The organism is Cellulomonas soli (assembly GCF_013409305.1).
In the GTDB taxonomy this organism is placed as follows: domain Bacteria; phylum Actinomycetota; class Actinomycetes; order Actinomycetales; family Cellulomonadaceae; genus Cellulomonas; species Cellulomonas soli.
The window spans coordinates 2899358-2923868 of record NZ_JACBZJ010000001.1; the positions used below are offsets into that span (position 1 = coordinate 2899358).

12 protein-coding genes and 3 rRNA genes are annotated in these 24511 nt (G+C 69.7%); 9 read left to right on the forward strand and 6 right to left on the reverse strand.

Annotation, left to right across the window (positions count from 1 at the left end):
* Positions 1-202: 202 nt before the first annotated feature.
* The 7 genes from BKA22_RS13395 (at position 203) to BKA22_RS13425 (ending at position 10914) form a co-directional block, all read left to right on the forward strand.
* A complete protein-coding gene (locus BKA22_RS13395) occupies positions 203-2056 on the forward strand; it encodes a hypothetical protein (RefSeq protein ID WP_146953726.1) in 1854 nt (617 codons plus the stop codon).
* Positions 2053-3063, forward strand: coding sequence for a DUF8094 domain-containing protein (locus tag BKA22_RS13400; protein WP_146953725.1), 1011 nt, complete (start codon positions 2053-2055; stop codon positions 3061-3063). Before BKA22_RS13395 ends, BKA22_RS13400 begins: the two co-directional genes overlap by 4 nt.
* Before the next feature lie 28 nt (positions 3064-3091).
* Entirely contained in the window at positions 3092-4030 is a 939-nt protein-coding gene (locus BKA22_RS13405) for a tetratricopeptide repeat protein (RefSeq protein ID WP_146953724.1), read from the forward strand.
* A 589-nt stretch (positions 4031-4619) separates the two neighbouring features.
* Positions 4620-6143 (forward strand): 16S ribosomal RNA (locus tag BKA22_RS13410).
* Between the two features lie 426 nt (positions 6144-6569).
* Positions 6570-9681: ribosomal RNA gene (locus BKA22_RS13415) — 23S ribosomal RNA — on the forward strand.
* Between the two features lie 74 nt (positions 9682-9755).
* Positions 9756-9872: ribosomal RNA gene (gene rrf / locus BKA22_RS13420) — 5S ribosomal RNA — on the forward strand.
* The 16S, 23S and 5S rRNA genes sit together here, the layout of an rRNA operon.
* Before the next feature lie 142 nt (positions 9873-10014).
* Positions 10015-10914, forward strand: coding sequence for a cation efflux transmembrane domain-containing protein (locus BKA22_RS13425; RefSeq protein WP_146954729.1), 900 nt, complete (start codon positions 10015-10017; stop codon positions 10912-10914).
* Between the two features lie 105 nt (positions 10915-11019).
* Here the strand turns inward: BKA22_RS13425 and glgB are convergent, their stop codons facing one another.
* The 6 genes from glgB to glgX form a co-directional block, all read right to left on the reverse strand.
* On the reverse strand, positions 11020-13197 hold the full coding sequence (glgB, locus tag BKA22_RS13430; protein ID WP_146954730.1) for a 1,4-alpha-glucan branching protein GlgB: 2178 nt from the start codon (positions 13195-13197) through the stop codon (positions 11020-11022).
* Positions 13198-13237: 40 nt separating this feature from the next.
* Positions 13238-14635 carry a maltokinase N-terminal cap-like domain-containing protein gene (locus tag BKA22_RS13435; protein WP_146954731.1) on the reverse strand — a complete coding sequence of 466 codons (1398 nt, stop codon included), beginning with the start codon at positions 14633-14635 and terminating at the stop codon, positions 13238-13240.
* The gene (treS, locus tag BKA22_RS13440; RefSeq protein ID WP_146954732.1) at positions 14632-16395 is read right to left on the reverse strand and encodes a maltose alpha-D-glucosyltransferase; all 1764 of its coding nucleotides are present in this window, start codon (positions 16393-16395) and stop codon (positions 14632-14634) included. Before treS ends, BKA22_RS13435 begins: the two co-directional genes overlap by 4 nt.
* Complete coding sequence (locus BKA22_RS13445) at positions 16392-18416, reverse strand: alpha-1,4-glucan--maltose-1-phosphate maltosyltransferase (RefSeq protein ID WP_146954733.1); 2025 nt, start codon at positions 18414-18416, stop codon at positions 16392-16394. The genes treS and BKA22_RS13445 overlap by 4 nt, the downstream gene beginning before the upstream one ends.
* 141 nt (positions 18417-18557) lie before the next feature.
* Complete coding sequence (locus BKA22_RS13450; RefSeq protein WP_146954734.1) at positions 18558-20225, reverse strand: FAD-binding dehydrogenase; 1668 nt, start codon at positions 20223-20225, stop codon at positions 18558-18560.
* A gap of 82 nt (positions 20226-20307) precedes the next feature.
* Complete coding sequence (gene glgX / locus BKA22_RS13455) at positions 20308-22551, reverse strand: glycogen debranching protein GlgX (RefSeq protein ID WP_146954775.1); 2244 nt, start codon at positions 22549-22551, stop codon at positions 20308-20310.
* 107 nt (positions 22552-22658) lie between these two features.
* Between glgX and BKA22_RS13460 the strand changes: the two genes are divergently transcribed.
* Both BKA22_RS13460 and BKA22_RS13465 read left to right on the forward strand, forming a co-directional pair.
* Positions 22659-23447: an electron transfer flavoprotein subunit beta/FixA family protein gene (locus tag BKA22_RS13460; protein WP_146954735.1), complete on the forward strand. Its 789-nt coding sequence runs from the start codon at positions 22659-22661 to the stop codon at positions 23445-23447.
* Between the two features lie 58 nt (positions 23448-23505).
* The gene (locus tag BKA22_RS13465; RefSeq protein WP_146954736.1) at positions 23506-24495 is read left to right on the forward strand and encodes an electron transfer flavoprotein subunit alpha/FixB family protein; all 990 of its coding nucleotides are present in this window, start codon (positions 23506-23508) and stop codon (positions 24493-24495) included.
* Positions 24496-24511 lie beyond the last annotated feature (16 nt).

A 24511-nucleotide genomic window follows, 5' to 3' on the forward strand; every position in this document is an offset into this window, starting at 1 on the left:
TACGCGGGAGCCCGGCCGGATGTCGGTTCCTGGAGGCCGATCGCGTCGATCGTCGCCGACACCGCCTCGACCTCGACAGGACGGGCGGCGGTGCGCGTCGTCGCACGTGAGGGGCCTGCGCGGGTGGCCGTGGCGGTGGTCGAGTTCCCCCCGCGGTCCGGCTGCTGCCTATGCTGGACGTTCTCGTCCGGGAGGTTCCTGCGTGCTCAAGCGACTGATCACGGCCGCCGTGGCCGTCGTCGGGGTAGCCGTCATCGGCCTCGGCGTCGCGTCGGCCACCGTCTGGCGGGCCGACGACGTCCTCGTCGCCGACGCGACGGGCACCGCCCCTCTCGTCATCACCGACCCCGGCGTCCTCGAGCTCGGGGGAGACCCGGTCACGGTCACGGTCACCGTGCCCGACGACGGCCCGCTCGTCGTGGCCGTGGGTCGTGACACCGACGTGACGGCCTGGGTCGGCGACGACGCGCACACGGTGGTCAGCGGTCTGACGGGCTGGCACGAGCTGGCCACGAACGATGTGGCGGCCGTCACGGCCGAGGCCTCTGCGGCCCCGACGGAAGGCGCCGCCGATCCGGCTGCCGACCCCGCCGCTGACCCCGCAGCCGTGGAGTCGCCGGCGACGACCGAAGGCGAGGCGTCCACCGAGACGCCCGCGGAGGCGTCGGTGGCCGATCCGTCCGGTTCGGACCTCTGGGTCACCGAGGAGTCGGGCACGGGCACGGTCGAGCTGGTGTGGCCGGCCGAGCCGGGCCGGTGGTCCCTGATCGCCGCGAGTACGTCCGGCGCCGCACCGTCGATCTCCCTCGCCTGGCCGCGCACGGTCACGACGCCCTGGCTGTGGCCCTGCGTCGTGCTCGGTGGGCTCCTGGTGCTCGGGGCGGCCTTCGTCCTCCTGCGCGACGTGCGACGGCGCCACGCCCCTGAACCCGCCTGGACCCCTGTGACGACGGGGTCCACGCCGGTGGTCCCGGCCGGTCAGCCGCTCACGCGTCGTCAGATGCGCGAGGCGGCCATGCACGGAGAGCCGCCTGCGGCGTCGGCGGTGCGACCCGCACAGGTGCGGACGGACGAGCGCGTCGCCGCCGCGCCCGTGGCTTCGACGCGTGGGCCCTCGCCCGAGAGTGCCCCGCCGTTCGGGCGGCCCGCATCCCCAGGTGCGTCGCGGTCCGCCACCAGCCCCGATGCGGCGGCACGGCCGGGGGAGGACCCTGTCGATCCGTCCCGCGTCCCGGGTGCAGCCTGGTCACGGATGTCTCGTCGAGCAAGGCCCGAGTCGCCCGCCCCGGTCGCAGGGGAGGCGTGGCCCCAGCAGGTCGGCGGCCGTCCCCGTGACCGGTCGAGCGACGCCACGGCCGGGTTCCCCGCAGCACCGCAGGGCGCCCCGGGCCAGCAGGTCCCGGGCGCGGGAGGGTCGTTCGTCGCTTCGCCGCAGGCCGCCGCCCCTGGCCGGGCTCCGATGGCCGGGCCCAGCCCGGCGGGTCCCGCATCTGCGCACGGCCGCCCGTCCTGGGCGGCCCGTCCCGGGGCCGCCGGCGCAGCGACCCCGCCGGGTGAGGCGTTCCCGACCTCGCCGCAGGCGGACGGTCCCACCGTCGCCGGACCGACGCCGCACGGAGCGTCCCGACGCCGCGACGCTGCACCTCAGACGGGCATGGGTTCACCCCACCCGGCACCTGTTCCCGGTGCCCCTGGCCCCGCCGCTCCCGTACCCGGTGCTCACGTGCCCGGTGCGCCGACCCGCCCGGGGGGTTGGTCTCCGACGCTCCCGCCACCCGGCGCGGCGGTCGGACGCGGTCCGGCGGCCGGTCCCGACGCACCGCACGCAGCGGCTGGTCGGCCCACGTGGCTCGCCTCGGGGACGCGACCGGACGCTGCGCCGGTCGACCCATCCGGTCGCCCGCCCGCCGCTCAGCGTCCCTCAGCCGCCGAGGCCGACACGGCGGCGGGCGGATCCCGCGCCGATGCGTGGCGTCGGGCGTGGGGCCTTCCGCAGGGTGAGGGCGGCGACGAGCAGGAAGCAGATCGGGACAACCCGGGGGAGGGCCGACGATGAGCCGCATCGCGAGCACCCGCTCCTCGCGTGGCCGCGCACGAGCAGCGTGCACGGCCGCGCTCCTCGCCCTCGTGGCCGCGTGCGGGGCGCCTCTGCCTGCGCCGGCGCCGGAGGCCGTGCCCGCAGTCCCGCCCGCGGCGACGACGGTCGCGCAGTCGCAACGTGTGCTCGGTGACCTCGCGACGGTCCTCGCGGCGGGCGACGCGGCGCTCGATCCCGCCGCGTTGGCGACGCGGGTCGCAGGCCCGGCGCTGGCCATCCGGACCGCCGAGTACGTGCGGGCGAACGCCACAGCCGGGGCGAAGCCCCCGACGGCCCTTCCGACGGGCGATCAGGCTCTGATCGTCCCGGAGACGGCGCAGTGGCCGCGCACCCAGCTGGTCGTGACCGAGCAGCCTGACGACCTGCAGGCTCCACGGATCCTCGTGATGAGGCAGGAGTCGGCGCGCGACCAGTACCACCTGTGGGGCTGGGCCCGGCTCGGCCAGGGCGTGCAGATGCCGTTGACCGCCGACCCCTCCTCGGGCAGCCCCGAGCTCGCTGCCGACGCCGGCGGGCTGATGCTGACGCCCGCCGACGCCCTGACCCAGTACGCGGACGTCCTGGCCTCGGGCGATGCCTCCGCCTCCGCCCCGCTGTTCGCCGCGGACTTCTTCCGCACCGGGATCGAGACGGCTCGGCAGACGTACTCCTCGGCGGTGGAGTCGGTCGGGACCGTCGCGGAGACGTACACGCCCCAGCTCGACACCGTCGTCGCGATGGCGACGGTCGACGGCGGGGCGATCGTCGTGGGCCAGCTGACGACCGTCACGACGCTGACGGTGTCCCAGGGCAGCCTCACGCTCGACCCGACGGACGCGGCGCTGAGCGGCAAGTCCAGCGTCACGAAGAACCTCACGTACACCTGGGCGGACGTCCTGGTGTTCTACGTCCCGCCGGAGGGTGCCGAGGCCCAGGTGCAGGTCCTCGCCGGCGAGCATGCCCGCGTGTCCGTGTCCGGCGAGTGACGCCGCACGTCCCTTCAGGAGAGAGCACATGACCCAGCCCACGGGCCCGCGACCGCGCCTCGACGTGCGTGGCGCGGTCGATCTGTCCACGCTCGCCCGGCCGGCCACGCCGCAGCCGGGAACCCCGGGCGGCCTGCCCGTCCCCGGCGCCTTCGTGATCGACGTCGACGAGGCCGGGTTCCCTGCACTGGTGCAGAGCTCGACGCAGCATCCGGTGGTGGTCCTCCTGTGGGCCTCGTGGAGCGAGGCGAGCACGTCGCTCGCCTCCGAGCTGGGATCGCTCGCGGACGAGGACGGCGGGCGTTGGCAGCTCGCGCGCATCGACGCCGAGGCCAACCCGCAGGTGGCGGCGGCCTTCCAGGCGCAGTCGGTCCCGACCGTGGTCGCCGTGCTCGCCGGTCAGCCGGTCCCGCTGTTCCAAGGCGCGTACCCGCGCGAGCAGGTCCGCGCCGTGCTCGACCAGCTGCTGGTGGCGGCTGAGGCGAACGGCATCACCGGACTCGTGACGCCCTCCTCCGGCGTCGCGGAGCCGGAGGCGGAGGTGGAGCCGCCGCTCCCCGTACTGCACCAGGCTGCGTACGACGCGATCGAGCGCGATGACCTCGATGCTGCTCGACAGGCCTACGAGCAGGCGCTGCGGGAGAACCCTCGCGATGCGATGGCGCGTGCCGGCCTGGCGCAGGTCGGGCTGCTGGACCGCACACGCTCGGCAGATCTGCAATCGGCTCGCGCAGCTGCTGCGGCCTCCCCGGACGACATCGAGGCGCAGCTGCTCGTGGCGGACCTCGATGTGCTCGGGGGAAAGGTCGACGACGCGTTCGCCCGTCTCCTCGACGTACTGCGGACGACCGCCGGGCCGGACCGCGAGAGGGTGCGGGTCCGCCTCGTGGATCTCTTCGAGGTCGTCGGTGGCGACGACTCGCGTGTGCAGTCGACCCGACGCGCGATGGCGGCGGCCCTGTACTGAGGCGCGGCCCCCTTCTCGCCCAGGTCACAGCGGTGCAGCGACCCGAGGAGACCACGTGACGGGGGTCACCTCGCGCGGATTTGCCGGAACGGCCAAGGGCTGCGTAATGTTCTCGATGTCGCCCGGCAGGGAGGAACGGACAGCGAGAGAGATCCGCTGGCTGGTCCCCCGGACGACATCCCGGATCCTCAGCTAGGGCGACCAAGTCGCCCGATGCGCGAGCGTGTCCGGTCTGCGGGACCAGGTCTCGCCCTGAACAGATTCGCTCGAACAGAGCGGCTTGACGGGGGGATGCGGATCCGCTAAGTTAGAACGGTTGCCTCCGGGCGGGTCGCAAGGCCTCAGCGGATGCGCGTCTGTTCCTTGAGAACTCAACAGTGTGCCAAGTAGTCGATGCCAAGATGGTTCATCGTGCTTGATCGTCTTGCCGGTTTCGGTGGGGTGTGAGGGTGTGGTGAGTCTTGGTTGAGATTGGGCTCTTTCCTACCTCCGTGGGAGAGGGTCTTTTTGAAGCCGAATCTGATTGGTCTTCGGACCGTTTCGTGTGTCGGTTGCTTCACCGCTTCGGTGGTGGGGTGCCATGTAGACATTTACGGAGAGTTTGATTCTGGCTCAGGACGAACGCTGGCGGCGTGCTTAACACATGCAAGTCGAACGGTGATGATCAAGCTTGCTTGGTCTGATCAGTGGCGAACGGGTGAGTAACACGTGAGTAACCTGCCCTTCACTCTGGGATAAGCCTTGGAAACGAGGTCTAATACCGGATATGAGACGTACAGGCATCTGTTGCGTCTGGAAAGATTTATCGGTGAAGGATGGGCTCGCGGCCTATCAGCTTGTTGGTGGGGTGATGGCCTACCAAGGCGACGACGGGTAGCCGGCCTGAGAGGGCGACCGGCCACACTGGGACTGAGACACGGCCCAGACTCCTACGGGAGGCAGCAGTGGGGAATATTGCACAATGGGCGCAAGCCTGATGCAGCGACGCCGCGTGAGGGATGACGGCCTTCGGGTTGTAAACCTCTTTCAGCAGGGAAGAAGCGCAAGTGACGGTACCTGCAGAAGAAGCGCCGGCTAACTACGTGCCAGCAGCCGCGGTAATACGTAGGGCGCAAGCGTTGTCCGGAATTATTGGGCGTAAAGAGCTCGTAGGCGGTTTGTCGCGTCTGCTGTGAAAACCTAAGGCTCAACCTTGGGCTTGCAGTGGGTACGGGCAGACTAGAGTGCGGTAGGGGTGACTGGAATTCCTGGTGTAGCGGTGGAATGCGCAGATATCAGGAGGAACACCGATGGCGAAGGCAGGTCACTGGGCCGCAACTGACGCTGAGGAGCGAAAGCATGGGGAGCGAACAGGATTAGATACCCTGGTAGTCCATGCCGTAAACGTTGGGCACTAGGTGTGGGGCTCATTCCACGAGTTCCGTGCCGCAGCAAACGCATTAAGTGCCCCGCCTGGGGAGTACGGCCGCAAGGCTAAAACTCAAAGAAATTGACGGGGGCCCGCACAAGCGGCGGAGCATGCGGATTAATTCGATGCAACGCGAAGAACCTTACCAAGGCTTGACATACACCGGAAAAGTGCAGAGATGTGCTCCCCGCAAGGTCGGTGTACAGGTGGTGCATGGTTGTCGTCAGCTCGTGTCGTGAGATGTTGGGTTAAGTCCCGCAACGAGCGCAACCCTCGTCCTATGTTGCCAGCGGGTCATGCCGGGGACTCATAGGAGACTGCCGGGGTCAACTCGGAGGAAGGTGGGGATGACGTCAAATCATCATGCCCCTTATGTCTTGGGCTTCACGCATGCTACAATGGCCGGTACAAAGGGCTGCGATACCGCAAGGTGGAGCGAATCCCAAAAAGCCGGTCTCAGTTCGGATTGGGGTCTGCAACTCGACCCCATGAAGTCGGAGTCGCTAGTAATCGCAGATCAGCAACGCTGCGGTGAATACGTTCCCGGGCCTTGTACACACCGCCCGTCAAGTCACGAAAGTCGGTAACACCCGAAGCCGGTGGCCCAACTCGTAAGAGAGGGAGCCGTCGAAGGTGGGACTGGCGATTGGGACTAAGTCGTAACAAGGTAGCCGTACCGGAAGGTGCGGCTGGATCACCTCCTTTCTAAGGAGCATCTGGCAGCTGTAGTCCCTGTCATGGGGGGTGCGAGTTGTCCAGGCCCACGCCCTGGCCGAACGAGCTGGGGGTGGTGCTCAAGGGTGGAACATCGACTACGGCCGGCTTGTCTGTCGGCAGCTCCTAGTACGTCGCGCTTCGGTGCGGGTGGGAACGGATGTCTGCTGGTGGGTGGGTCGGCCTGGCACGCTGTTGGGTCCTGAGGGAACAGCCTTTGTGGTTGTTGTCTCGGGGCTGAGCGCCGGGTGTCGCCCTGAGGGGTGGTGTTCTGGTGTTCGGGCCTGCGGGCCCGCCTGGTCCGGATGAACCGTCTTGTGCCCTGTGGGGTGGAAGGTAGGCGCCGGGGAGGGTGGGAGCCGGTCGTAGCTTGAGAACTGCACAGTGGACGCGAGCATCTTTTTGAATGATCTTTGTGGTCAAGTTTATAAGGGCACAGGGTGGATGCCTTGGCACCAGGAGCCGAAGAAGGACGTTGTAGCCTGCGATAAGCCTCGGGGAGTTGGCAAACGAACCGTGATCCGAGGATGTCCGAATGGGGAAACCCCGCACGAGTCATGTCGTGTGACCCTCACCTGAATATATAGGGTGAGTGGAGGGAACGCCGGGAAGTGAAACATCTCAGTACCGGCAGGAAGAGATATTCCGTGAGTAGTGGCGAGCGAAAGCGGATCAGGCCAAACCGTGTACGTGTTCAAGCCGGCAGGCGTTGCGTACGCGGGGTTGTGGGACCTTTCAGCTGATTCTGCCGATTCAGCAGGGAGTCAGAAAGTCGCGTCATAGTCGAAGGGCATTGAAAGGCCCGGCACAGAGGGTGGTACCCCCGTAGACGAAATGGCGTGGCCTCCCGAAGGGGATCCCAAGTAGCTCCGGGCCCGAGAAACCCGGAGTGAATCTGCACAGACCACTGTGTAAGCCTAAATACTACCTGGTGACCGATAGCGGACAAGTACCGTGAGGGAAAGGTGAAAAGTACCCCGGGAGGGGAGTGAAATAGTACCTGAAACCGTGTGCCTACAATCCGTTGGAGCCTCCCTAGCAGGGGTGACAGCGTGCCTTTTGAAGAATGAGCCTGCGAGTTAGTGGTACGTGGCAAGGTTAACCCGTGTGGGGAAGCCGTAGCGAAAGCGAGTCCGAATAGGGCGTCTCAGTCGCGTGCTCTAGACCCGAAGCGGAGTGATCTAGCCATGGGCAGGGTGAAGCGCGGGTAAGACCGCGTGGAGGCCCGAACCCACCAGGGTTGAAAACCTGGGGGATGACCTGTGGTTAGGGGTGAAAGGCCAATCAAACTCCGTGATAGCTGGTTCTCCCCGAAATGCATTTAGGTGCAGCGTCACGTGTTTCTTGCCGGAGGTAGAGCTACTGGATAGCCGATGGGCCCCACCAGGTTACTGACGTTAGCCAAACTCCGAATGCCGGTAAGTGAGAGCGTGGCAGTGAGACTGCGGGGGATAAGCTCCGTAGTCGAGAGGGAAACAGCCCAGACCACCAGCTAAGGCCCCTAAGCGTGTGCTAAGTGGGAAAGGATGTGGAGTTGCACAGACAACCAGGAGGTTGGCTTAGAAGCAGCCACCCTTGAAAGAGTGCGTAATAGCTCACTGGTCAAGTGATTCCGCGCCGACAATGTAGCGGGGCTCAAGCACACCGCCGAAGCTGTGGCATTCACATATTAGACAAGCCTTCGTGGTTCAGTCGTGTGGATGGGTAGGGGAGCGTCGTGTGGCGGGTGAAGTCGCGGGGTAACCCAGCGGTGGACGCCACACGAGTGAGAATGCAGGCATGAGTAGCGAAAGACGGGTGAGAAACCCGTCCGCCGAATGACCAAGGGTTCCAGGGCCAGGCTAATCCGCCCTGGGTAAGTCGGGACCTAAGGCGAGGCCGACAGGCGTAGTCGATGGACAACGGGTTGATATTCCCGTACCGGCGAAGAACCGCCCATACCGAGCCCGGTGATGCTAACCGTCCGATGGTGTGCACCGTCCCTTCGGGGACACCGCACTCCGGAGCACGGGACCCGAACCGGTAGTAGGTAAGCGTATTAACAGGGGTGACGCAGGAAGGTAGCCCAGCGTGGCGATGGTAGTCCACGTCCAAGGTCGTAGGGTGAGAGGTAGGCAAATCCGCCTCTCGTGAAGCCTGAGAACCGACGGTGACCGTGTATGCGGGATGATTGGGTGATCCTATGCTGCCAAGAAAAGCCTCGACGCGAGGTTCTAGCCGCCCGTACCCCAAACCGACTCAGGTGGTCAGGTAGAGAATACCAAGGCGATCGAGAGAATCGTGGTTAAGGAACTCGGCAAAATGCCCCCGTAACTTCGGGAGAAGGGGGGCCTGAAGCGTGAACCGGCTAGCCCGGGGAAGCGTGAAGGGCCGCAGAGACCAGGGAGAAGCGACTGTTTACTAAAAACACAGGTCCGTGCGAAGTCGCAAGACGATGTATACGGACTGACGCCTGCCCGGTGCTGGAAGGTTAAGAGGACGGGTCAGCCGCAAGGCGAAGCTCAGAATTTAAGCCCCAGTAAACGGCGGTGGTAACTATAACCATCCTAAGGTAGCGAAATTCCTTGTCGGGTAAGTTCCGACCTGCACGAATGGCGTAACGACTTCTCCGCTGTCTCAACCGCGAACTCGGCGAAATTGCACTACGAGTAAAGATGCTCGTTACGCGCAGCAGGACGGAAAGACCCCGGGACCTTTACTATAGCTTGGTATTGGTGTTCGGTGCGGCTTGTGTAGGATAGGTGGGAGACTGTGAAGCCGGCACGCCAGTGTCGGTGGAGTCAACGTTGAAATACCACTCTGGTCGCTCTGGACATCTAACCTCGGTCCGTAATCCGGATCAGGGACAGTGCCTGGTGGGTAGTTTAACTGGGGCGGTTGCCTCCTAAAATGTAACGGAGGCGCTCAAAGGTTCCCTCAGCCTGGTTGGCAATCAGGTGGCGAGTGCAAGTGCACAAGGGAGCTTGACTGTGAGACTGACAGGTCGAGCAGGGACGAAAGTCGGAACTAGTGATCCGGCGGTGGCTTGTGGAAGCGCCGTCGCTCAACGGATAAAAGGTACCCCGGGGATAACAGGCTGATCTTGCCCAAGAGTCCATATCGACGGCATGGTTTGGCACCTCGATGTCGGCTCGTCGCATCCTGGGGCTGGAGTAGGTCCCAAGGGTTGGGCTGTTCGCCCATTAAAGCGGTACGCGAGCTGGGTTTAGAACGTCGTGAGACAGTTCGGTCCCTATCCGCTGCGCGCGCAGGAAACTTGAGAAGGGCTGTCCCTAGTACGAGAGGACCGGGACGGACGAACCTCTGGTGTGCCAGTTGTTCCGCCAGGAGCACGGCTGGTTAGCTACGTTCGGAAGGGATAACCGCTGAAAGCATCTAAGCGGGAAGCCTGCTTCAAGATGAGGTTTCCATGCCCCCTTGAGGGGTGAGAGGCTCCCAGCTAGACCACTGGGTAGATAGGCCGGATGTGGAAGAAGGGACGAAAGACCTTCGCAGCTGACCGGTACTAATAAGCCGACAACTTCACCACTTCATTCATTGCTACGCGTCCACTGTGCGGTTCCCGAGAGACGAACGGGAACCCGTTTGATAACTCGACAACGTTACGGCGGTCATAGCGAAGGGGAAACGCCCGGTCCCATTCCGAACCCGGAAGCTAAGCCCTTCAGCGCCGATGGTACTGCACTCGCCAGGGTGTGGGAGAGTAGGACGCCGCCGGACACCATTCACGAAGAGCCATCCCTGAAAAGGGGTGGCTCTTCGTGTTTCCCCAGAACCGCCCGAACATCCCGCGCGGGAAGGGGAGCCGGTGGGGGAAGTGCCGACTTCTGCGGGCTCGCGCCCAGGTCGCTAGGGTCCGAGGATGGACCCCGGATCCCGCGAGGAGCGTGCGCTGAGGCTCTCGCTCCGCGCCGGTGTGGTGCTGGCCGTGATGGCGGTGGTCTGGGGGTTGTTGGCGCGCTCCCAGGTGATTCTGCTCGATGGCGTGTATCTGGTGCTGGGGATGGCGACGACCGGTCTGGCCCTGTACGCGGCACGTGTCGCGGGATCGGGTCCGAGCCCGCGGTACCCGTTCGGGCGAGAGGCCGTTGTTCCGCTGGTCACGGGCGTCCAGGGCGTTGCCCTCCTGGGTGCCTTGGCGTACGCGAGCGTGGAGGCTGTTCGGGTGATTCTGGCCGGTGGGGCGCCCGCGGACCCGTGGGTGCTCGGCTCTTACGCTGTCGTCAGTGGGGGTGCCGCTGCGCTTCTCGCGCACCGCATGCGGCGCGGGCCGGCATCGGATCTGCTCGCGGCCGAGGCCGTTCAGTGGCGAGCGGGTGCCCTGTTCAGCGCGCTCGTGCTCGGTGGCGCCCTTGTCGTCGCGGTGCTCGACGCGACGGGAGAGAGCGTGGCGACACGCTATGTGGATTCCGCGCTCGTGCTGGTGTGCAGCGCGATCCTGGTCAGAGACCCGGTGAGGCTGGTCCGGGCGTCGTTGGACGAGCTGCTCGAGGCGGCTCCGTCTTCCGGGGTTCAGGCGGCGGTCCAGGTGGTCATCGATCGGGTCACGGCTGCACATGGGCTCGGCGAGCCTCGGGTTCGGCTCACCAAGCTCGGACGCAAGCTGTATGTCGAGGTGGACTTCGTCGTGGCGGACGGCACGAGGGACGTGGCGGACGAGGACGAAGTTCGGCGTGCGGTGGCTGACGGGTTGGACGGTCACACTCCGTACGAGGTGTGGCTGAACGTCGCGCTGACCACGGACCCGGAACTGGCCCGGTGAGTCGTCTGCGGGCCAACCAGGTCGACGTAGGGCAGGAGCGGGTCGTGATCGCGTGCCGACATTGACCGCTCGCGCCCGGTTGCCAGGGGTCTGCTTCCGGTCGCGTCAGGCGGGGATCAGGACGAGTGCCCCGAGGGGCGGCACACGGAGGGTGACGGAGGCCGGACGTCCGTGGTGGGGCTGTTCCTCGGCGTGGACCAGGCCGAGGTTCCCGACGCCTGAGCCGCCGTACGCCTCCGAGTCGGTGTTGAGCGCCTCCCGCCAGGGTCCGGCCTGGGGCAGCGCGAGGCGGTAGCCCTCGTGGGGCACCCCGGCGAAGTTGATGACCACCGCCGCCATCGCGCCGTCGTGGCCGCGGCGGAGGTAGGCGAGGACGTTGTGGTCCGCGTCGTCCGAGGTGAGCCACTCGAACCCGGCGGGTGAGTGGTCGAGCTCCCAGAGCGCCGGCGTCGCGCGGTAGAGCGCGTTGAGGTCCGCGACCATCTGCTGAACCCCGCGGTGGCCGGGGTCGCCGAGCACGTGCCAGTCCAGGCTGGAGCCCTCGGCCCACTCGGTCTGCTGCGCGATCTCACCGCCCATGAACAGCAGCTGCTTACCCGGATGGGTCCACTCGTACGCGAGGAGGCTGCGCACACCGGCGAGCTTCTGCCAGTGGTCGCCGGGCATGCGTCCGTAGAGCGAACCCTTGCCGTGGACGACCTCGTCGTGGCTCAGGGGGAGCACGAACTGCTCGGAGTAGGCGTAGACCATCGAGAACGTGATCTCGCCGTGGTGGTAACGGCGGTGAACAGGTTCCTCCGCGAGGTAGCGGAGGGTGTCGTTCATCCAGCCCATGTTCCACTTCAGGCCGAAGCCCAGGCCGCCGGCGTCGGTGGGTGCGGTGACACCGGGCCAGGCCGTCGACTCCTCGGCGATCATCACGATGCCGGGGTTGCGCCGGTACGCCGTGGCGTTGGCCTCCTGGAGGAAGGCGATCGCCTCGAGGTTCTCGCGTCCGCCGTGCACGTTGGGTCGCCACTGGCCGGCCTTGCGCGAGTAGTCCAGGTAGAGCATCGAGGCGACCGCGTCGACGCGCAGACCGTCGACATGGAACTCCTCGAGCCAGTACGTGGCGTTCGCGACGAGGAAGTTGCGGACCTCGGGACGACCGAAGTCGAAGACGTACGTGCCCCAGTCGGGCTGCTCGCCGCGCAACGGGTCGGGGTGCTCGTAGAGCGGTGTGCCGTCGAAGCGGGCCAGGGCCCACTCGTCCTTGGGGAAGTGCGCCGGGACCCAGTCGAGGATCACGCCGATGCCGGCCCGGTGCAGCGTGTCGACGAGATGACGGAAGTCGTCCGGGTGGCCGAAGCGGGACGTGGGGGCGTAGTACGACGACACCTGGTACCCCCAGGAGCCCCCGAACGGGTGCTCGGAGACCGGGAGCAGCTCGACGTGCGTGAAGCCCTGCTCGCGGACGTACTCGGTGAGCTGGTCGGCCAGGTCGCGGTAGGACAGGCCCTGGCGCCAGGACCCCAGGTGCACCTCGTAGACGCTCATCGGCCCGTGGTGCACGTTCGTCGCCGCGCGGTGCGCCAACCACTCTGCGTCGGACCACTCGTGCCGCGACTCGACCACGACCGAGGCTGTCTGCGGCGGCACCTCTGTGCCCTTGGCCAGCGGGTCGGCCTTCTGCCGCCACGAACCGTCGGCGCCGAGCACCTCGAACTTGTAGCGGGCGCCGGCGACGACGCCGGGCACGAAGAGCTCCCAGACACCGCTCTCGCCCAACGACCGCAGGGGATGCGTGACGCCCTGCCAGTGGTTGAAGTCCCCGACCACACGGACCGCGCGGGCGTTCGGCGCCCAGACGGCGAACGACGTGCCGTGCACCTGCCCCATCACGCCCGGATAGCTGTGCACGTTGGCGCCGAGGACCGTCCACAGCTGCTCGTGACGACCTTCGTGGATGAGATGCCGGTCCAGCTCCTGCACGGTCGGCAGGAAGCGGTACGGGTCGTCGACGAGCGCGGGACGGCCACCGTAGGTGACCTCGAGCCGGTAGTCCGGAACCTGCTCTCCCGGGAAGGCAGCGACCCAGATGCCGTCCTGCTCGTGGCGCGCCGGTGTGCGGCCCTCGGGAGTGACGACGACGACGGCGTCCGCCAGGGGGCGCAGCGTCCGGACGGTGACCCCGCCCGGCCCCACGTGCGGGCCGAGCACCCCGTGCGGATCGTGCGAGACACCCTGCGCGACCGCGCGCAACGTGTCCGGACCGACGGGGACGGGGAAGGCGGCCGGGCTCATGAGCCCACCCAACCACGTGGCACGAGGCGGCGCCGGTGGATCACGGCATGTCGTCGCGACGATCGCCCGGGCGACCGACGAGACGATCCAGACCCGCGAGCGGGATCGAGGTCCAGGTCGGGCGGTTCCGCGACTCGTACACCACCTCGTACAGGGTCTTGTCGAGCTCGAGTGCGCGCAGGAGGGTCTCCTCGACGGCGCCGCCGTCAGCCGTCGGGCTCACCTCACCGCGTGCCGCGCGATATCCGGCGAGGAGTCCCGACCGGGCCGCGTCCGACCAGCCGACCGCGTCTGCGCCGGTCAGGCCGCCCACGGCCGCGGCGTAGTCGATCGAGCGCAGCAGGCCGGCGACGTCCCGGACGGCCAGGTCGGGCCGGGTGCGCTGCTCGATGGGAGCGAGCGGCTCGCCCTCGAAGTCCGTCACGAACCAGCGGCCCTGCGCGCGCAGCACCTGACCGAGGTGCAGGTCGCCGTGCACCCTCTGGCGCGGCGGCGCTGCCGGCAGGTCTCGGACCCGGGCGACGACCTGCTCGACGCCCGGACCGTACCCGGCCAGGCTCGGGACCGCCGACAGCGCCCAGGAGTAGCGCTGCGACAACGAGCGGGCGACCACCTCCGGACCCCGTGCACCCACCTTCTCGGGGTCGGTGCCGTACGCCTCGACGAGGGCCGCGTGCATCCCGGCGACCACCTCACCGAGCTGGCGGGCCTCCTCCACGAACGAGGCACCGCGACCGGCGCGGGCGCACGCGAGCTCGAACCCGTCCTCGGCATCGGCGACGAACGCGCTCATCGCGCCCAGGTAGCCGCGGACGGGCTCGCCGGTCCCGTCGTCGGTCCACAGACCCTCGAGCCACGCCAGGGGCCGGGGAACGGAGGTCCAGCCGACGTCGACGAGGTGCCGCGGCACGTCCACGTCAGGGTTCTCGCCGGGGGCCAGGGCGCGCAGGACCTTGAGGATCGCACCGGAGCCCGGGTCGGGACCGCGGAGCACCACGGAGGTGTTCGACTGCTCGCCCGTCACGGTCCGTGCGGTGCTGGGGTCGAGCCCCGGCCCGCCCGGACCGTCAGCCGCGGCGAGCCAGGCGCGCACGAACGCAGGGTGCGCGGCACCGTCGAGGACCCGCCAGGTACCGTCCGCGGTGGTGAGCTCGCCGATGGCCTCGGGAGTCTCGGTCTCGGTGCCGGGTCCACGCCGGAGCAGCACGACCGGGACCTGGAGCAACGCGTCGATCGAGCCGGCGCGGACCCGTACGAGCAGGATCCGGGCGGAGTCGTGCCGACCGTCCTGCCCGGGCTCCCGGAGCGGCACTGCTCCGACCAGGCTCGTGGCGGTCTCCACACCCTTCGCCGGGAACCATCGTCGGCCGGGCAGCCACTCCCGCAGCAGCGGGAGCAGATGCTCGTCGAGGGACCCGGGCGGCGGGACGACGATCACGGCAACGACAGCTCCAACCAGTAGAAGTCGCGCGAGCCGAGCGTGAACGACGTCGTCCCGTCGGCCCCCACGGGTGCGAACGGCGCACCCCCGAAGACGTCCCTGACCGACCACCCCGCCCGGTCGGGCAGGGTGATCGTCGTGGCGCGAGCGGTCGCGGCGAGGTTCGCCACCACGAGCACCACCTGGTCGCCGGTGTCCCGCTCGAATGCCAGCACCGAGTCGTTGTCGCAGGCCGCGACCCGGAACTCGCCACGCCCCAGCGCCGGGTATCGGCGACGGACCGTGAGCATGCCGTGCACCCAGTGCAGCAACGACGTCGGCTGGGCGAGCTGGGCCTCGACGTTCGTGTGGCCGTAGTGGTGCACGAGGGACTGCACGACCGGCAGGTAGAGCTTGCCGGGGTCGGCCGTCGAGAACCCTGCGTTGCGGTCCGGCGTCCACTGCATCGGGGTGCGCACCGCGTCGCGGTCCGGCAGCCAGATGTTGTCGCCCATGCCGATCTCGTCGCCGTAGTACAGGCAGGGGCTGCCGGGCAGGGACAGCAGCAGCGCGTGCGCGAGCTCGATCTCCTTGCGGGAGTTGTCCAGCAGGGGAGCCAGCCTGCGGCGGATGCCGACGTTGGCGCGCATGCGCGAGTCGGGCGCGTACCACCCGTACATCGAGGCGCGCTCCTCGGTGGAGACCATCTCGAGCGTCAGCTCGTCGTGGTTGCGCAGGAACGTGCTCCACTGCGCGCCCTCGGGGATCGGCGGGGTGTCGGCCAGGATGTCGACGATCTGCGTCGCCTTCTGGTCACGCAACGCGTAGTAGATGCGCGGCATCACCGGGAAGTGGAAGCACATGTGGCACTCGGGCGCCTCGGTCGTGCCGAAGTAGTGCACGACGTCCTCGGGCCACTGGTTCGCCTCGGCGAGCATGATCCGCCCGGGGAACTCGCTCTCCAGCATCGCGCGCACGCGGCGCAGGAACGCATGGGTCTCGGGCAGGTTCTCGCAGTTGGTGCCTTCGGCCTCGAACAGGTAGGGGACCGCGTCGAGCCGGAAGCCGTCGATGCCCAGGTTCAGCCAGAAGCGGGCGACGTCGATCATCGCCTCTGCCACGCGTGGGTTCTCGAAGTTCAGGTCCGGCTGGTGGCTGAAGAACCGGTGCCAGAAGAACTGCCGTCGCACGGGGTCGAACGTCCAGTTCGACGTCTCGGTGTCGACGAAGATGATGCGCGCGTCCTGGTAGCGCGTGCTGTCGTCGGACCAGACGTAGAAGTCGCCGTACGGCCCGTCAGGGTCGGAGCGCGAGGCCTGGAACCAGGGGTGCAGGTCGCTCGTGTGGTTCATCACCAGGTCGACGACGATCCGCATCCCGCGGGCGTGCGACTCCTCGACGAGCTCGGCGAAGTCGGCCATCGACCCGTACTGCGACGCGATCGCGGTGTAGTCGGCGACGTCGTAGCCGCCGTCGCGCAACGGGGACGGGTAGAAGGGCGGCAGCCACAGGCAGTCGATGCCCAGCCACTGCAGGTAGTCGAGCCGCTCGATGAGGCCGCGCAGGTCGCCCGAACCGGTCCCGGAGGAGTCGGCGAACGAGCGCAGCATCACTTCGTAGAAGATCGCCGTCCGGTACCAGTCCGGGTCGTCGGACAGCCCCGGACGGTTCGCCCCCGCGACCGCTGCGGGGACGACCGGCTGCCGCCTCCCGGGGAGCGGGATCTGCGCGGTGGTCAGCGGGACGGCGCCCGTGGTCGGCGGGACGGGCGCGTTCATGCCGAGCCCAGACGGACCACGTGGGCGCAACGGACGTGCGGGTCCAGGCGGACGAAGACCTCGGAGCCCCACCGGTACGTCTCGTCGGAGAGCACGTCGTGCGCGCTCTGGTCGCACCCCGGGTCGAGGCCGAGCGCCGCCAGGTCGAGATGGACCACACCCTCGCGCGCCTGGTGCGGGTCGAGGTTGACCACCACGACGACCGTGTCGGCCTTGCCGGTCGGGGAGTGGGCCGCGTCGAGGTGCCGGGAGAAGCAGACGATCTGGTCGTCGGTCGTGGGGTGCACGCGCACGTTGCGCAGCTGCTGCAGCGCGGGGTGCGCGCGGCGGATCTCGTTGAGCCGTCCGAGGAGCAGGGCGATGCCGAACGGGCCGGCGTCCTCCCAGTCGCGGGGGCGGAACTCGTACTTCTCGTTGTCGATCTGCTCGTCCACGCCCGGTCGGGGGACGTCCTCGACGAGCTCGTACCCGGAGTAGACGCCCCAGGTCGGCGACCCGAGCGCGGCGAGCACCGCACGGATCGCCCAGCCGGCGACCCCGGAGTGCTGCAGGTACGGCGGCAGGATGTCGTGGGTCGTCGGCCAGAACGACGGGCGCATCCAGGCACCCTGCTCGCTGCCGACCGTGGCCAGGTACTCCTCGACCTCGGCCTTCGTGTTGCGCCAGGTGAAGTACGTGTACGACTGGTGGAAGCCGATCTTCGCGAGCGTGAGCATCATCGCCGGGCGGGTGAAGGCCTCGGACAGGAAGAGCACGTCGGGGTGGTCGGCCCGCACGTCGGCGAGCAGCCGCTCCCAGAACGAGAGCGGCTTGGTGTGCGGGTTGTCCACCCGGAACGCAGTGACGCCGTGGTCGATCCACACCTGCAGGACCCGGCGGATCTCGGTGTAGATGCCCTCGGGGTCGTTGTCGAAGTTCAGCGGGTAGATGTCCTGGTACTTCTTCGGCGGGTTCTCCGCGTAGGCGATCGTGCCGTCGGCACGCGTGGTGAACCACTCCGGGTGCTCGCTGACCCACGGGTGGTCGGGCGAGCACTGCAGCGCCAGGTCGAGGGCGACCTCCATGCCGAGCCGGCGGGCGCGGGCCACGAACGCGTCGAAGTCCTTGAACGTGCCCAGGCTGGGCTCGATGGCGTCGTGGCCGCCCGCGGGCGAGCCGATCGCGTACGGCGAGCCCGGGTCGCCGGGGTGCGCCTCGAGCGAGTTGTTGCGGCCCTTGCGGTAGGTCGTGCCGATCGGGTGGATCGGGGTCAGGTAGACGACGTCGAAGCCCATCGCCGCAATCCGGTCGAGCTGCTTCGCCGCGGTCTTGAGCGTGCCCGACCGCCACGAGTGCCGTCGGGTGTCGAAGACGGCGCCGTGCGAGCGAGGGAACAGCTCGTACCAGGAGCCGGCGAGGGCGAGCGTGCGGTCGACGACGAGCGGGTAGTCGGGCGAGGTGGTGACGTGCTCGCGCAGCGGCGTGCGACCCAGGGCGTCGCGCACGGCCGGGGACAGACCCGCGGCCAGCCGGTCGGCCGGTGGGCGTCGGGTGCTCTTCATCGCCCTGACGGCGGCGCGCACGGCGGCCGTGTCCTCCGGCGCCATCGCCTCCTCGCCCTTGCGGGCCGCGGCACGCGTGAGCAGCAGGGCACCCTCGGCGAGCATGAGCTCGACGTCGATGCCGGCGGCCACCTTGATGGCGGCGTCGTGGGACCACGTGCCGTACGGGTCCGACCAGCCCTCGACCCGGAACGACCAGGTGCCGGTCGCGTCGGGGACCAGGCGCGCCTCGAGGCGGTCGAGACCGGGCGCGATGTCGACCATCCGGGCCCGGGCGTGCTCGGTGCCGTCCGGGGCGATCAGCACGGCGGTCGCCGCAACGGCGTCGTGCCCCTCACGGAAGACCGTGGCCTGCACGGGGACGGCCTCGCCGACCACGGCCTTGGCGGGGAACCGACCCTCTTCGGCGACGGGGGAGACGTCCAGGACCGGGATCCGGCCCACCGGACGACGGGGGGACGTGGGGGGAGTGCGCGTCACGCCCCCGAACCTATCCGCCCGGCGACGGTCGAGCCATGCCGTGACCGCCGACGCGCCCGGCGCTCACTCGTGGCTCACCCGCCGCTCACGTGGCGGCCACCTGTCGCGCACGCGGCGCACGCTCGGTGCCGTGCGCTCGGGTCACGCGGTCGCGGCGGCGAGCGCGCGCCCCGCGGTGCGACCGGTGAACAGGCAACCGCCCAGGAACGTGCCCTCGAGCGCGCGGTGACCGTGCACCCCGCCGCCACCGAAACCGGCCGCCTCGCCGACCGCCCACAGCCCGGGCAGCACCTGCCCGTCGGGTCGCAGCACGCGGCCCTCCAGGTCGGTGTGCAGGCCGCCGAGGGTCTTGCGGGTCAGCACCGACAGGCGCACCGCGAGCAACGGGCCGTGCGCCGGGTCCAGCAGCCGGTGCGGCGGCGCGACGCGGATCAGCCGGTCGACCACGTACCGGCGGGCCATGGCCGTCGCCGTGACCTGCAGGTCCTTGCCCAGACCGCTGGCCACCTGACGGTCCCGGGCGACGATCGTGCGCTCGAGCGCCTCGGCGTCGATGCGGTCGGTGCCCGTCAGGGCGTTCATCCGGGCGGCCAGCTCGGCGGGCGTGTCCGCCCAGAGGAAGTCCTGCGAACGTTCGGCGAACGTCTCGACGGGGCCGACCGCCCCCGGACGGACCCGGTCGAGCAGCCCGCGCACGTCACGCCCGGTCAGGTCCGGGTTCTGCTCGGAACCGGACAGCGCGAACTCCGAGCCGAGGATCGTACGGTCGAGCACGAACCAGGAGTGGTCGTCGCCGCGCGTCGTGATGTGCTGCAGGGCGCCGAGGGAGTCGAAGCCGGGGAACAGCGGGACCGGCAGCCGCTCGCCGTCCGCGTCCAGCCACAGCGAGCTCGGGCCCGGCAGGATCCGGATGCCGTGCCGCGACCAGACCGGCGTGTGGTCGGCCACGCCCTCGGGGTAGTGCCACATGCGATCGGCGTGGACGAGAGCGGCGCCGGCGCCGCGGGCGGCAACGATGCCCGACCCGTCGACGTGGTCGGGCACGCCCTGCAGCATCCGGTCGGGCAGGCGTCCCGCGCTCGCGGGCCAGGAGGCGCGCACCAGCTCGTGGTCGGCCCCGATGCCGCCGGAGGCGATCACGACGGCCGGTGCCGCCAGCTCGAACCGGCCGACGACCTCGCGCGAGCTCGGCACCGCCCGGGCCGCACGGGACGGCGCCAGCACGTCCCCGCGCACGCCGGTCACCCGGCCGTCCGTCGTCACCAGACCCGTCACCCGGTGCCGGAACCGCACGTCGACCAGGCCCGCGGCGTGCGCGTCGAGAAGTGTGCGGACGAACGGCTCGAGGATCCCCGGCCCGGTGCCCCACGTGACGTGGAACCGTGGGACCGAGTTGCCGTGACCGTCGGCCAGGTAGCCGCCGCGCTCGGCCCACTGCACGAGCGGGAACCAGCGCACGCCCTGCGCGTGCAGCCACGGACGCATCGGTCCGGCGGCGAAGTCGACGAACGCCTCCGCCCAGGCGCGTCCCCACCGGTCGGGCCCGTCCGTCGGAGACCCTTCGAACGCGGCCGAGCCGAACCAGTCGGCGAGCGCGAGCTCGGCGGAGTCCTTGACCCCGAGGCGGCGCTGCTCGGGGGAGTCCACGAGGAACAGCCCGCCGAACGACCAGAACGCCTGCCCGCCCAGGCTCGCGGGCGGCTCGGCGTCCAGCAGCAGGACCCGGCGCCCGGCGCCGACCAGCTGCGCGGTGGTGACCAGGCCCGCGAGGCCTGCACCGACGACCACGACGTCGTGGGAGTGCGTCATGGGTGCACGGTACGCGCGCGGCGGCCCGCGGACCTGTCGAGAGTCGGACGCCCGACCAGCAGCCAGGACGCCCGACCAGCAGTCAGGACGACACGTACAGCCGCATGCTCAGCGGCTCGAGGACCACACGGTCACCGGGCACCGCGTGCAGAGCACCGGAGATCGCAGCCGTGCGCTGCTCGCGCGGGTGCTCCCACACCGAGTCCCAGGCGAGCCGCCAGCGGGCCACGTAGTCGTCGGCGAGCGTGACCTCGACCGCGTCGAGCGCGCCGTTGACGACCAGCAGCGCCACGTCGTCGTCCGGTGCGGGGGCCGCGCGGACCATCTGCAGGGTGCGCACCGACGGGTCGTGCCACCGGTCGTGGTCGAACGCCGTGCCGTCGGCCGCGTACCAGGCCAGGTCGGGTCGGCCGTCGGGCAGGCCCACCGGACGTCCGGTGTAGAACCGGGTCGCGCGCAGGGCCGGACGTTCGCGGCGCAGACGCATGAGCAGCTTCGCGGTGGCCAGCAGGTCCTTGCGCCAGGGTGTGGGGTCCCAGCGCACCCACGACGTCTCGTCGTCCTGGCAGTACGCGTTGTTGTTGCCCCGCTGCGTGCGGCCCATCTCGTCGCCCGCGGTGATCATGGGCGTCCCGGCCGCCAGGACGAGCGTGGCGAACACGTTGCGGATCGACCGACGGCGCAGCGGCGCGATGTCCGCACCGACGGAGTCGAACCGGATCGGTCCCTCCAGACCGTGGTTCCACGACCGGTTGTCGTCGGTGCCGTCCCGGTTCTGCTCACCGTTGGCCAGGTTGTGCTTGTGCTCGTAGGCGACCAGGTCGGCCAGCGTGAAGCCGTCGTGGGCCGTCACGTAGTTGATCGAGGCGACAGGGCCACGCACCAGGGGTGGCTCGCTGTGCCCGAACAGGTCGACGGAGCCGGCGAGGCGGGTCGCCAGGTCGCGCACCCGGTGCCCGGGAAGGCCGTGCGAGGCCCGGCCGGGGTCGGCCAGCCAGAACGAGCGGACGGCGTTGCGGAAGCGGTCGTTCCACTCGGCCATCGGCGGCGGGAACTGCCCGGTGCGCCAGCCGCCCGGCCCCACGTCCCACGGTTCGGCGACGAGCTTGAGCCCGTGCAGGTGCGGGTCGGTGGTCAGCGCCACGAGGAACGGGTGGTCGGGCATGAAGCCGCGCGGGCCGCGGCCGAGCGTGACGGCCAGGTCGAAGCGGAACCCGTCGACGCCGACCACGTCCGCCCAGTAGCGCAGGGAGTCCATCGTCATCCGGATCACCTCGGAACGACGGAAGTCGAGCGTGTTGCCCGTGCCCGTCACGTCGGCGAGGGTCGCGGGCACCCCACCGTCGTGCGCGTAGTAGAGCGGGTTGTCCAGCCCGCGCCAGGACACGTGCTGGCCCGGGGCGCCGCCCTCGCACGTGTGGTTGTAGACCACGTCGAGCAGCACCTCGAGACCGGCCTCGTGCAGGGCGTGCACGGTGGCGCGCAGCTCGTCGAGCACGGCCGCGGGCCCGGCGTCGCGGGCGGCCTGCGTCGCGTAGGCGGCGTGCGGGGCGAAGAAGCCGAGCGTGGAGTAGCCCCAGTAGTTCGTCAGCCCCTTGGCGACGAGGTGGGGTTCGGAGGCGAACGCGTGCACGGGCAGCAGCTCGACGGCCGTCACCCCGAGGCCCAGGAGGTGGTCCACGACCGAGCGGTGCGCGAGCCCGGCGTAGGTGCCCCGCAGCTCGGGCGGCACGAGCGGCGCCAGCGTGGTCAGACCCTTCACGTGCGCCTCGTAGACGACCGTGCGCTCCCACGGCGTGTACGGGCGGTTGCCCGCCGGGTCGGGTCCGGTCAGGTCGCGGGTGTCGACGACCACCGAGTGCGGCACGTGCCCGGCCGAGTCGCGGTCGTCGGCGGTGCCGTCCGGATCGCCCAGCAGGTCGTCGTCCACCACGTGGCCGTACGTGTGCGGGCCGTGGTCGAGCTCGCCGAGCAGCCCGCGCGCGTACGGGTCGACCAGGAGCTTGGCCGGGTTGTGGCGCAGCCCGGCGGACGGCTCCCAGGGGCCGTGCACGCGGAAGCCGTACCGCTGGCCGGGCCCGACGGCCGGGACGAAGCCGCTGAACACGCCGTGCACCGGACCGGACAGGTGGACGCGGCGCTCGCGGAACGGGGTCGTGCCGTTCGCCGGCTCCAGGACGTCGCCCGGACGTTCGGTCCCCGGCTCCACCTCGTCGAACAGGCACAGGTCGACCGCCCGGGCGTGCGAGGCGAGCACGGCGACCTCGATGCCGGCATCGGTCACGTGCACGCCGAGGCGCGCCGGCCGGCGGAGCGAGGTGGACATGGTCACGTGCACATTGTGCCGATCGTCAGTGTCCGGCAGATGTCGAGCACTTCCGGCCCGCGGGACGCAGGGGCTCCCGGCCGTCCCGGGAAGGTAACGTTCCGGGCGTGAGGATCGTCGTCTGCGTCAAGCACGTGCCGGACATCCAGTCGGACCGCACCCTCGGTGCGGACGGGCGAACCGTGCGGGACGGGGGTGACGGCACCCTCAACGAGCTCGACGAGAACGCGCTCGAAGCGGCCCTGACCCTCGTCGAGGCCCACGGCGGCGAGGTCGTCGCGCTGACGGTCGGCCCCGACGACGCGGTGGACGCGGTCCGCAAGGGCCTGCAGATGGGCGCCGAGCAGGCCGTGCACGTCGTGGACGAGCAGATCGCCGGCTCCGACGTCCTCGGGACCGCGACCGTGCTGGCCGCAGCCGTGCGGCACATCGCCGCGCAGGGTCCGGTCGACCTCGTCGTGACCGGCATGGCGGGCCTCGACGGGCTCACGTCGGTGCTCCCCACGGCCCTCGCCGAGCTGCTCGACCTGCCCGCCCTGCTCCTGGCGCGCGAGGTCGACATCGACGGCACGACCGTGACGATCCGTCGAGACCTGGACCACGCGTCCGAGGTGCTGCGGGCCGAGCTGCCGGCGCTGCTGTCGGTCACCGATCAGGCCAATGAGGCGCGGTACCCGAACTTCAAGGGCATCATGGCGGCCCGCAAGAAGCCTGTGACCACGCTCACGCTCGCCGATCTGGGTGTCGACCCGGCGACGGTCGGCTCCGTGGGTGCCCGCACCCAGGTGCTCGAGGCCGCGGCCCGCCCGCCGCGCGAGGACCGGGTGCTGATCACCGACGACGGCACCGCCGGGGTGCGCCTGGCCGCCTACCTCGTCGAGCACAAGCTCGTCTGACGCGCCCGGCCACCCGCGCTGCCCACCATGAACACCACGCCAGACCTGCGAGGACCCCGTGACTGCTGAGACCACCGCCGGACCCGTCCTGGTGCTCCTGGACCACACCGCCGAGGGCGTGCTGCGCACACCCGTCCGTGAGCTGCTCACGCTGGCCCGCACGCTGGCCGGCGAGTCCGGGGTCGAGGGCGCCTGGGCCGGGGAGCTGCCGGCCGCGGCGATCGACGACCTGGGCAGGCTCGGCGTGCGCCGGGTGCACCGGCTCGTCACCGACGCGGACCCGCACCTGACCGCCGTGCTCGCCGAGGCCGTCGAGCAGGCCCGCTCCGCCGTGGGCGCACCGCTCGTGCTGCTCGTGTCCTCCTTCGAGAACAAGGAGGTCGCGGCCCGGCTGGCCGTGACCACCGGCGCCGGGGTCGTCACCGACGCCGACGCGCTCGTGGTCGAGGGCGGGCAGGTCGTGGCCGGCAAGACGGTCTTCGCAGGCACGTGGACGACGCGCTGCGCGGTCACCGCGCCGGTCGCTGTCGTGACGGTCAAGCCCAACACGGTCACGGCCGCCGACGCCGAGACCGCGAGCAGCCCCGAGGTCGTCGAGCACACGGTCGCCGCGAGCGGCCGCGCCCGACGGGTCGCACTCGTCGAGCGCACCGAGCGTGCGGGCTCCGGGCGCCCCGACCTGGGCTCGGCCCACGTCGTCGTCGTGGGCGGACGAGGGACCAACGGCGACTTCTCCGCGGTCGAGGAGCTCGCCGACGTCCTCGGTGGTGCCGTCGGCGCCACGCGCGTGGCGACCGACGAGGGCTGGATCGGCCACGACGCGCAGATCGGGCAGACCGGGGTGACGATCGCCCCCCGGCTCTACGTCGGGGCGGGGGTCTCCGGTGCCGTGCACCACCGTGGCGGGATGCAGGCCTCCGGCACGATCGTCGCGGTCAACTCCGACGCGGACGCCCCGATCTTCGAGATCGCCGACCTCGGCATCGTCGGTGACCTGTTCACGGTGCTCCCGCAGGCCGTCGCCGAGTTGCGGCGGCTGCAGGGCTGACGGTCCGCCGCCGACC

Bases quoted from the DNA above. Each gene is read 5' to 3' on its own strand.
- BKA22_RS13425 (WP_146954729.1), top strand. From the start codon at position 10,015: ATGGACCCCGGATCCCGCGAGGAGCGTGCGCTGAGGCTCTCGCTCCGC.
- BKA22_RS13450 (WP_146954734.1), bottom strand. From the start codon at position 20,225: ATGACGCACTCCCACGACGTCGTGGTCGTCGGTGCAGGCCTCGCGGGC.
- BKA22_RS13400 (WP_146953725.1), top strand. From the start codon at position 2,053: ATGAGCCGCATCGCGAGCACCCGCTCCTCGCGTGGCCGCGCACGAGCA.
- glgX (WP_146954775.1), bottom strand. From the start codon at position 22,551: ATGTCCACCTCGCTCCGCCGGCCGGCGCGCCTCGGCGTGCACGTGACC.
- treS (WP_146954732.1), bottom strand. From the start codon at position 16,395: ATGAACGCGCCCGTCCCGCCGACCACGGGCGCCGTCCCGCTGACCACC.
- glgB (WP_146954730.1), bottom strand. From the start codon at position 13,197: ATGAGCCCGGCCGCCTTCCCCGTCCCCGTCGGTCCGGACACGTTGCGC.
- BKA22_RS13405 (WP_146953724.1), top strand. From the start codon at position 3,092: ATGACCCAGCCCACGGGCCCGCGACCGCGCCTCGACGTGCGTGGCGCG.